Below are 6,355 nucleotides of genomic sequence, written 5' to 3' on the forward strand. Positions count from 1 at the left end.
GGGGCGGACCGGCTCTCAGGAGCGGCCCGTGGGCCGGAGATCGGGCAGGAGGGGCACCAGCCGGTCCCAGCGCTCGATCTGACACCCGTTGCTGCGCTCGTACGCCGCGTCGACGGGCCGCCCGGCCCAGGTGCCGGTGACGTGCGCGGTGGCCGGCCCGCCGTACTGCATGGTGCAGACGCTGCCCTCCGGTACGGGCGCGAAGGTGTCCTCGCCCCACCGTGTGTTCCGCTCCACGGCGGCGCAGGCCCCGCCCGGATCCGGGTGGCTGCCGCCGTCGGGGTGGCAGTGCAGCTCGAACGTCCCGTCCGCGCCCTCGCCCGCGTTCCGCACGGTCACAGTGAGGCGGTCACCGGTCCGGTCCTCGTCGCGCACCGGGGGAGGCGCGAGGGCGTCCGGTGCGAGGGCGGGCTCGGCGTACGCGGCCGGGGGCGCTGCGGACAGGGAGGTGACGACGGCGACGGAGGCGGTGGCACCGCTGAGAAGGCGGCGCAGCGTGGGCCGTACAAGGAGCTGTGTACGGAGCTGTGCGCGGAGGCGGGCGTCGACGCGGGGGCCGGCGCCCCGATGAGTGACCTGCAACATGGCCTGACTAACGCGCCGGGCGCACGGACGTTGCGCGCCGCGTGCACGCCGGTGGCTGCCTACCGCCCGTCCGGACCCCGGGCCCTCGGCGTTGCCGCCGGTGGGAAGGGGGACGGGGGCGCTGCCACCGGCGACAAGGCCTTTGCCCTGCGGCCCGCCTGCCTAGTACCGTGGGGGGCGATTGGTGACACCACGCTCGACTGTGTCATCATCGGGACGCACCACCCACTCGCACTCGCGCGCGGGAGGTTGTGCCTGGAGGCGTCGCCTAGTCCGGTCTATGGCGCCGCACTGCTAATGCGGTTTGGGTCTTAAAGCCCATCGAGGGTTCAAATCCCTCCGCCTCCGCCCTCTGACCAGGGAGTTCGGCTGATTTCGGCTGGGCTCCCTGAGTCGCGTTCAGAGCCATTTTCAACCCCCAGATGGCACGCTGATGGCACTAACGGCCGCGGGCCTGCTGGCACGGGGGATGAACGCCGCAATCCGGCGCGTGGCGTCCGCCGCCATCTCCTCCGCGACGACCGCGTACACGTCCTTCGTGAACGCCACCGAGGCGTGCCCCAGGACCTCGCTCACGAACTTGTCGTCGACCCCGGCCGCGATCAGCATCGTCGCCGCGCCGTGCCGGAGATCATGGAAGCGGACGGGCGGGAGCACCATCCGCAGCGCGACGTGCACCGCGGCCTCCGTCGTCCGGTACTTCCTGGCGATCCGCTCGACCGGCCAGCCTTCGCTGGCCTTCTCCCGAATGTTGCCGTACCGCTCGATCAGGATGGCGAACCGGCTGGACAGGTACGCGGGCTTGAGCGCCTTGCCGTCCTCGTAGACGTACACGCGCCCCGAGTCCTCGTACGCCTCGCCCCACTGCAACCGCTCTTCGAGCTTCCGCTTCCGCCACGCCCTGTGGACGCGCACCGTCTCTTCGTCGAGGGGAACCTGACGCCAACCGGCCTCGGTCTTGGTGTCGTCGAGCTCGTCGTCAGCCTGCGCCTGGAGGATGTGCAGCCAACCCCGTTCGAGGCTGAGGTGTTGGTCCTCCGCGCCGACCAGCTCGCTCCGGCGCGGCCCGTAGTACGCGGTCAGGTGGAACGCCGGGTAAAGCCGTTCCTCGGACGCCTCGGCGAAGTCGAGGAAGTTCCCCGTCTGCGTCGCCGTCCAGACCATCACCTTCGCCGGAACGACGCCCGTACGCTCCCACGCCTCGACGCGCTCGACGGTCCACAGCAGCGGCTTCGCGCGGCCCTTGCTGCGCTTGCCGCCCTTCGAACGCCACAGGCCCTCAAGTGGGTTGTCCGTCCGAATCTTCGACACCTTCACGGCGTCCGTCATGGCCCCGTGGAACACGGCGTGCACCCGCTTGATGCGGGACTCGGATATCGGCCGGGAGTGGATTCGCCGGCCATCCCTCGTTGCCCGCGCCCCGACAAGCCGCCGCAGGATCTCGGAGCGGTCGTCCTTCTCCTCCGGCTTGTTGATCTTCCGCATGGCGGCGTACAGCTCGCGCGCGTGCTCGTCGGTCAGGTCGACCACCTTGATATGCCCGAGGCCGGGCGTCAGGTAGAGGTCGATGGCCTCGCGCTCGGCGTCGTCTTCTTCGCGAGGCCCTCGCCGGTCTCGGCCTCAGACTTCCGCCAGGTGTAGCGGCGCTCCAGGAACGCCGCGAGCGTGGTCTTACGCTCCTCGTGCGCCTTCGGGTTGCTGGCCCGGCCGAGGACCTTGACCAACTCGTCCTTGCATTCCCGCTCGGTGGTGAACGGGCCGACCCGCGGTTGCCGGCGCTTTCCGTCGGCGCTAGGCGGCGCCTCGTAGCGGGCATACCAGCCGCCATGACTCTTCTTGCTCAGGTCCGGGCACTTCTTGCCGAGGAGCTTCTTCGTCTCCGGCTCTCGGCAACTGCATGACTTGTAGGGCTTCATTCATCTCCCTTGTCGTGTCGCTCGACGAGATTTCCGCTCTCGTCGAACTCGAGGTCCAAGACGTTCCCGTCCTGGTCGTGCGTGAAGTAAGTGCCATCCCGGCGGCGCTGCACGAAACCGCGCCCGCCGTGGTCCTCGCGGAACGCACGTCGCCCGGCTTCACTCCGGCCGAAGTCGCGGTAGCCGAGCGGGTGGGCGTGGCGCAGGAAGTCCACGTACGCCGTTCCGTCGTCGCCCTCCGGAACGTGCAGCGGGCGGAATCCCCGAGCCCACTTCCACGCGGTCTTGGCGTCTACCGGGCCGATGCCCGTGAGCTCGACCGTGCCCTCGTAGGTGTGAGGGAAGAGCAGCGCCGAGGGATTCACCTTGAAGACCGCTGCCAGCGCCATCAGGTCGTCGACGTCGGCGCGTCGGATCTGCTTCGGAGCTTCGGCCTCGGGCGGGAGTGTCCGACCGTTCTCGATCTTGTTGAGAGCGTCGGCGCTCAGGTTGCGGCCCACCTTCTTGAGCTCGGCAGATAGGGCCCGAAGGCTCATTCCCCGGGCTTCGCGCAGTCGCCGGATGTTGTCGGCAACGGTGCGTGCTGTAGGGCCCATCTCGATACGTCCTGTCGTCATAATCGCGACGCTAGCATGTCGATATTTTCTCGACACGAGCATGGAAAGTTGCGACGTCGGGCGGCCTGAACTACCGTCGTCATCATCACGGATGATACCGAGATTTCACAAGCTCTCTCATGGAAAATCCAGACAGGAGGGGCTGTGTCGAAGACACGCACTCAGGAGCAGCTCGGCCCGGATGCGAAGGGGTGGCTGACTCCTCGGGAGGCGGCCTCTATGACGCGCTACAGCGTCCGGACGCTGGCCAACCAGCGCTCACTGGGGACCGGCATCCCCTACACGAAGCTCCCTTCCGGGAGGGTCAGGTACCGCCGCGCCGATGTAGAGCGGTACCTCACCGGCCAGGGCGCGGAGGCTTTCTGATGACGGTCCGCTGGAGTCGCGAGGCGCTCGAAGCGCTCGGGCCGACTACGGACGTGCCGACTGTCGCGGACGTCGTCGGCGTCGACCCGGACACGGTCTATGGGCAGATCCGACGCGGCGAGTGGACGATGACCCGGATCCTGCGCCTCGGCCGGCGAATCAAGATCCCGACGCGAGACATCATCACCTACCTGTACGGCTCCGAGGTTGGCGCCGAGCCCGTTCCCGTGCCGACCCCGACTATGCCGACTGCGTGCCATCACGCCGTATCACCGCAGGTCGCGGGTCGTGAATTGCATGCCTCATGCGGTTGCATCCTTGCCCCGGCTGAGGTGATCCAGCTCCGGCGGACGACCGCAAGCGCGATGCCACACGGCTGACCCGGTCGACGACACCGCGGCATGAGACAGCCGTGCCGTCGGCGATTGGGACGCCGACGGCACGGCCTTGACGCCATATCCACGTCGGTTCCCGGTACCTACCGCCAAGCAGACCCGGGGTCCGACTGTCCAGAAAGACGCCAATGCACACTCTGGCATACACCCACGGGCTCGTGTCCGGCTCTACTGCCCCCGCTGCCGCGCGCGGCCTGAGCCTCACCGGGAGCGCCCGATGACCCGGCACCCCTCGAACACGCATCGCCCGAGCGTGAGTCGCCCGGGCTCCACCGGCCTCCGGTTCGGCATGTTCGCCGTCTGTGTGGCCCGGGACCCGGACCCTGGCCTGAACTCCGGCAAGGCCAAGCCGCTGTACGACATTCTCGTGACCTTCGCGGACGTCAGCTCCCGCGACACCGGCCAGGGCTACCCGTACCGCGCTGCGCTCGCTGACTGTCTGGACTGCTCGAAGCAGACCGTGGACCGGGCCGCGGAGTACCTGGAGAAGGAGATCGGGCTGGTGCGGGTCGTCCGCCGCAAGGTGGAGGGCAAGGAGGACGAGAACGACGCCAACCTATACATGATCTTCGACGCGTGGCTGATCCACGGTGTCCCGCCACCGGCAGACACCCCGCCGCAGCTTGTTGCCCGGTACGGCCACACGATCCCCGGTTTCGACATCGACGCGTGGATGCGGGAGTACGCTCCCGACTTCGACCTGCCCGGCTGGCAGGCCGCCTATGGCGAGAAGCTGCGTGCTCAGCAGGCCAAGCGTGAGGAGCAGCGCCGCAAAGAGCGGGCTCGCCGGAAGAAGTCGAAGAAGGGTGGGGGTGGCGTCACCAGTGAAGCCACCCCCGAGCACTCGGCGAACGAGGGAGGTGGTGTCATCGGTGACGCTACCGGTGGTGTCATCGGTGACGCGTCCGGTGGCGTTATGGGTGACGCCCTATCTAAAGCCGGTGGTCGAGAGCCTTCTTCTACATCGACTGACGGGGGTTCGGCCGTAGGCCAAAGTGCGGGTGGTTTGGCGCCTGCGGGTGTGAGCATCAGCGCGGCACCGAAAGCCGACAGCGAGCCGGGCGGCTTCGCCGCCGATCCGAAGGACTCTCCTCCCCGACAGCAGAAGCGCAAGTCGCCCAGGACGACGAAGGTGACCCCGGCCCGGCCGGTTGCCGATGAGGAGGAGGTATGGGCGGCCCTTGGCCCCGTTCTGGCTGAGGTCGGGACGCGGCAGGGCACCCGCCCGGCGACGCTCCGGAAGGCCGTCCGGCTCCTCCTGGGCCACAACACCGACGTCCGCAGCACCGCGTTCGATGCCTACCCGCGCAGGCCGGAACACGCCCTCGCCCGGATCAACCGCGGCTGGTACCGCGCCCAGGGTCCTGAGCGGGCTGCCAAGGACTACGACGGCCCCGACGCCATCCGGCGCCCTGTCGGCTACCTCGCCACGGTCCTCACCGCCCAGGAGTGTATCCGGCCAGAGTGCGAACTGGGCATCCTGCTGACGACCGGTGAGGAGTGCGCCGAGTGCGAGGGACGCGCGGCCGAGCGGACCGTCACCGCCCTCGGTGCCCGGCTGGAGGCGGAGACTGCGCAGCTGGCCGCCGAGCGGCAGGCACGGGAGGCGGCCGAGCAGCAGGACCGCCGGGAGCAGCACGACGCGTTCGGCCTGCCCGAGCAGCGCGCCACCTGGCGGTGCGCGACACCCACCTGCCACCGCCTCGGCCGCGGAACGCCACCCGACGTCCGGCTCTGCGGAGAGTGCCTCGAGGACGCCCGCCTGTCCCTGCACCAGGGGGCGCCGTTCTGACCGCCCCACGGCTGCCCCGGCGGGTAATCGTCCGCCGCGCCCCCGAGATGCTCGCCCTCGTGCCGTCCGCCGTCGCCGACTGGACAGCTGCCGCCGACCTCATCACCACCCACACCGCAGGAAGGACCACCGCGCCGTGACCAGGCCCGCTCCCGCCGACACCATCGCCCCGACCCGCCGCCCCGAGGACAATCACTGCTGGTGCTGCGGCACTCCAGGCGCCCCCGCACCCCAGGGGACGCTCCGCGCCGACATCCACCTGACGGGCCACCTGTGCCCGCGCTGCTGGGGCCTCCAGCCGCGCGGCCGGAACCAGTGGGTACGGGCCGCCTCCGCCCTGTACATCGCCCTCGGCTTGGGCCGCGAGTGGCACAACTCTGGCTTCCGTACCACGTGGCTGGAGGAGACCGCCCGGCACCACGGCGTCACGGCATGGCACGACGCCCCTAGGGACACCCCGCTCCCCTCCGGCCCGTTCTCCTGGCTCCCGGGAGGCGTCCTCGACGCAGCGGCCGCCGACCTCGCCAAGCGGGACGACGAGTTCAACCGCTCCCGCGTCCAGCCCGCAGGCCCGACGGGGAAGGCCGGCACCCGATGAAGCTCATTAGAGGACCATCCCTTCTGCAGCCCTCACGAGTAGGGTTGTGACCTCTCGGTCCCGGTGGGTGCATGGCCAGTGATGCG

General features: G+C 69.5%; 8 protein-coding genes and 1 tRNA gene. 5 read left to right on the top strand and 4 right to left on the bottom strand.

What is annotated here, in order from left to right:
* Nucleotides 1-15 precede the first annotated feature (15 nt).
* On the bottom strand, nt 16-585 hold the full coding sequence (locus H8R17_RS36220) for an SSI family serine proteinase inhibitor (protein WP_187827454.1): 570 nt from the start codon (nt 583-585) through the stop codon (nt 16-18).
* 257 nt (nt 586-842) lie between these two features.
* Between H8R17_RS36220 and H8R17_RS36225 the strand changes: the two genes are divergently transcribed.
* Nucleotides 843-933, top strand: a tRNA-Ser gene (locus tag H8R17_RS36225).
* A 63-nt stretch (nt 934-996) separates the two neighbouring features.
* Here H8R17_RS36225 and H8R17_RS36230 read toward each other — a convergent pair.
* The 3 genes from H8R17_RS36230 to H8R17_RS36235 are packed head-to-tail and all read right to left on the bottom strand — an operon-like array spanning nt 997 to nt 3,160.
* Nucleotides 997-2,115, bottom strand: a complete 1,119-nt coding sequence (locus H8R17_RS36230; RefSeq protein WP_316959630.1) for a site-specific integrase — start codon at nt 2,113-2,115, stop codon at nt 997-999.
* A gap of 23 nt (nt 2,116-2,138) precedes the next feature.
* A complete protein-coding gene (locus tag H8R17_RS47760; protein WP_262505780.1) occupies nt 2,139-2,501 on the bottom strand; it encodes a hypothetical protein in 363 nt (120 codons plus the stop codon).
* On the bottom strand, nt 2,498-3,160 hold the full coding sequence (locus H8R17_RS36235; RefSeq protein WP_187827455.1) for a helix-turn-helix domain-containing protein: 663 nt from the start codon (nt 3,158-3,160) through the stop codon (nt 2,498-2,500). The genes H8R17_RS47760 and H8R17_RS36235 overlap by 4 nt, the downstream gene beginning before the upstream one ends.
* Before the next feature lie 102 nt (nt 3,161-3,262).
* Here H8R17_RS36235 and H8R17_RS36240 point away from each other — a divergent pair, with 102 nt between their 5' ends.
* From H8R17_RS36240 to H8R17_RS36255, 4 genes are all read left to right on the top strand, one after another.
* The gene (locus tag H8R17_RS36240; protein WP_223125896.1) at nt 3,263-3,484 is read left to right on the top strand and encodes an AlpA family transcriptional regulator; all 222 of its coding nucleotides are present in this window, start codon (nt 3,263-3,265) and stop codon (nt 3,482-3,484) included.
* Entirely contained in the window at nt 3,484-3,864 is a 381-nt protein-coding gene (locus H8R17_RS36245) for a DNA-binding protein (RefSeq protein WP_187827456.1), read from the top strand. Before H8R17_RS36240 ends, H8R17_RS36245 begins: the two co-directional genes overlap by 1 nt.
* Before the next feature lie 268 nt (nt 3,865-4,132).
* Nucleotides 4,133-5,671, top strand: coding sequence for a hypothetical protein (locus tag H8R17_RS36250; protein ID WP_187827457.1), 1,539 nt, complete (start codon nt 4,133-4,135; stop codon nt 5,669-5,671).
* Nucleotides 5,672-5,807: 136 nt separating this feature from the next.
* Nucleotides 5,808-6,269, top strand: coding sequence for a hypothetical protein (locus tag H8R17_RS36255; protein ID WP_187827458.1), 462 nt, complete (start codon nt 5,808-5,810; stop codon nt 6,267-6,269).
* Nucleotides 6,270-6,355 lie beyond the last annotated feature (86 nt).

The sequence above is a fragment of the Streptomyces sp. TRM68367 genome, from assembly GCF_014495685.1.
In the GTDB taxonomy this organism is placed as follows: Bacteria; Actinomycetota; Actinomycetes; order Streptomycetales; family Streptomycetaceae; genus Streptomyces.

What these genes read in the sequence shown, in the direction of transcription:
- H8R17_RS36220 (WP_187827454.1), bottom strand. Translation starts at nt 585, where the DNA reads ATGTTGCAGGTCACTCATCGGGGCGCCGGCCCCCGCGTCGACGCCCGC.
- H8R17_RS47760 (WP_262505780.1), bottom strand. Translation starts at nt 2,501, where the DNA reads ATGAAGCCCTACAAGTCATGCAGTTGCCGAGAGCCGGAGACGAAGAAG.
- H8R17_RS36235 (WP_187827455.1), bottom strand. Translation starts at nt 3,160, where the DNA reads ATGCTCGTGTCGAGAAAATATCGACATGCTAGCGTCGCGATTATGACG.
- H8R17_RS36245 (WP_187827456.1), top strand. Translation starts at nt 3,484, where the DNA reads ATGACGGTCCGCTGGAGTCGCGAGGCGCTCGAAGCGCTCGGGCCGACT.